This window comes from Alishewanella longhuensis (assembly GCF_014653435.1).
GTDB classification, from domain to species: domain Bacteria; phylum Pseudomonadota; class Gammaproteobacteria; order Enterobacterales; family Alteromonadaceae; genus Alishewanella; species Alishewanella longhuensis.
This window is the reverse complement of sequence record NZ_BNAO01000003.1, coordinates 41,890-44,105: the sequence shown is the minus strand read 5'-3', so window position 1 is coordinate 44,105 and position 2,216 is coordinate 41,890. Positions and strand designations below refer to the sequence as shown.

Here is a 2,216-nt window from a genome sequence, read left to right as displayed (position 1 = left end):
GTGTTTGCTGCTAACAAGTTACTGCACCGGAAAAATTACTCGCTGGCGCTCCCAATTTTCCGGTGAGCAAAGCGTTATAAGCTAGAGGAGTACTGATGTCATTCTTAAAGACTCTCGGTAAAGGTTTAAAGGGAGCTGCGGCAGCTTTAAAAGTTGACCAATATACAGTCAATGGTATAAACGCGAAGTGCATCCATTGCGGACATCAGCATTTTGAAACTGGAGAAGCGCAATTAAATACCGCAGGTCTGACATTTATAAATTTAGATTGGGCAAATAGAAGTGCATCAGTTCTTATTTGTAAAAAATGTACATTCATTATGTGGTTTTTAGAGGAGCCCAAAAGAATTGTTAAGTGATGCTTATAACAAGCGCCTTAAACATCGCGGCCTGCAGCCGCTGGACTCGCAACAAGTTGCTCGCCGTTTAGGCGGGCGTTATACATTTTGAAGGTTCTAATGAAGGCTTTATTGTTCATATTATTTACTCTACTCAGTAACCATGTAGCTGCTTGCGATAAAGGACCGGCAAAAGATCAGGCTTTTGCGTTAAAGCATGATGATCGAGGGGTTGATAGTGAGTTGACTTACTATTCGCTATACATCCCAATCAAGCTAAAGAAGATGTATGTGTATTCGATATATGCGCAACTCGCTTCGACTTTTGATTTAGGTTTAGATTTCAGGGAACAACGTGAGTATGAAGGGGATTACTATATTACCTTTTTAGGAGTTGCTCCTCCATCAGAGAATGAGGTTATTATTAAAGTGAGCTACAACGCGCCTTACAAAGATCGAAGCGCTATAGCTTTTTGCGGTAACTTTAAAATGTATAAACTTTCTGAGTTATTAAAGGTGACACCTCCGGCCAAAAGGCCAGAGATGCCTCCACCACCGCCACCACCTCGTCCGGAGAGTGACGATGTATAACAATGCGCAGCACTCGCTCCCGTTGGTCGCTGGGACGCCAACCCGCTGCGCGGCTCGTCGCCCGTGTGCGCGGCGTTAGAGCTACCTATGGATTGGAGTGTATTTTGAGCGACGAAAAAAAAATTGAATTTAAATACAGTGAACCATTAAATACAATTTTACTTGTGCTCATAATGATAGCGGTAAGTGCTGTTAGTGTATTTCTCTATTTTCAAATTACACAGCCTAGTGAAAGTTCCTTGTTGTACGGTTTGAACCCATTTTATCAGTTAGGTGTCCTTTTTGTGGCCTCGTTGGCGTTTATTTTATTGATTGCTCGCCCATTAATACGCTTAATATTACTTAAACCAAATAAAAAGTAGCTCTAACAAATTGCTTAATTTCGTTACGGCCACAAAAAAGCGTGGCCTCCACTGGACTGCCTACGCTGCGCTGCGGCAGCCAATTAGCAAAGCGTTATATTTTGTAGGGGCTCGCATTTGAAAATTTGTATCTTTCTTGTGCTTTCAATTATAACAACGAACTCATTTGCTTGTTCTTGCATGAGTAATGCTAAAAGTTTAGAAGAAGAGTTCAAACATTATGATGCAATTTTCGCGGCTACAGCGTTGAAAACTGAGAAAGTTGCAGGTGATTGGAGTTCTTCATTTTATAAGACAGAAATGCGTGTTCATGAGGTGTGGAAAAGTCACGACGTACCGCGAGTCTTGTTTATTAAAACTAATGTAGAGGCTAATTCTTGTGGTGGACCAGCGCCGAAAATCGGAAGTAGATTTCTTATATTTTCACATGTATCAAGCGATGGTCTCTACGTGACTGGCGGTTGCTCCATGTTTATCGATCTTGATCAAGTAAAGATAGATATAAACAACTTAAACATAAAAGAAAAAGCGGACTGGGAATCTATGTGGGCTGAGATGTGGTTAGCGTTAGGGGAGCCGATTGTTGTTCACAACAAAATATAACAAGCCGCGTCATTCGGGGCCTACAGCCCCTGCGACGCTCACAAGTTCGCGCGCATGCGCGGAGCGTTAGCAGGTTTTCGGGTTTTAAGGGTTTCAGTCAGTAGTTTTGTTTCGGCCGTGCTCGTGTTTGGCTTTCCAAGCGGCACTGGCAAATAGTTAAAGCTCGCCCGTTTGTGGGTTTGCTGCAAACGGTGATGGAGGTAGCGTTGTTCTTCGTGGCTTCGCTCAAACAGTTTTACAGGTTCCGGTTGGCTCGCCGTATCGCTGCTGGCCGGCTAGGTTTTTAATGAAAGCAGCCGTGCCGTTGTTCAGGTTTGCCAGT

3 protein-coding genes are annotated in these 2,216 nt (G+C 43.2%); all 3 read left to right on the top strand.

The annotated features are described in order from the left end of the window. The first annotated feature begins 95 nt into the window (after positions 1-95). The 3 genes from IE163_RS07320 to IE163_RS07310 all read left to right on the top strand — a co-directional run bounded on the left by IE163_RS07320 (position 96) and on the right by IE163_RS07310 (position 1,894). The gene (locus IE163_RS07320; protein WP_189431793.1) at positions 96-359 is read left to right on the top strand and encodes a zinc ribbon domain-containing protein; all 264 of its coding nucleotides are present in this window, start codon (positions 96-98) and stop codon (positions 357-359) included. Positions 360-458: 99 nt separating this feature from the next. After that, complete coding sequence (locus tag IE163_RS07315; protein WP_189431791.1) at positions 459-929, top strand: hypothetical protein; 471 nt, start codon at positions 459-461, stop codon at positions 927-929. A gap of 542 nt (positions 930-1,471) precedes the next feature. Continuing rightward, on the top strand, positions 1,472-1,894 hold the full coding sequence (locus IE163_RS07310) for a hypothetical protein (protein ID WP_189431789.1): 423 nt from the start codon (positions 1,472-1,474) through the stop codon (positions 1,892-1,894). Positions 1,895-2,216 lie beyond the last annotated feature (322 nt).

Bases quoted from the DNA above. Each gene is read 5' to 3' on its own strand.
- IE163_RS07320 (WP_189431793.1), top strand. From the start codon at position 96: ATGTCATTCTTAAAGACTCTCGGTAAAGGTTTAAAGGGAGCTGCGGCA.
- IE163_RS07315 (WP_189431791.1), top strand. From the start codon at position 459: ATGAAGGCTTTATTGTTCATATTATTTACTCTACTCAGTAACCATGTA.
- IE163_RS07310 (WP_189431789.1), top strand. From the start codon at position 1,472: ATGAGTAATGCTAAAAGTTTAGAAGAAGAGTTCAAACATTATGATGCA.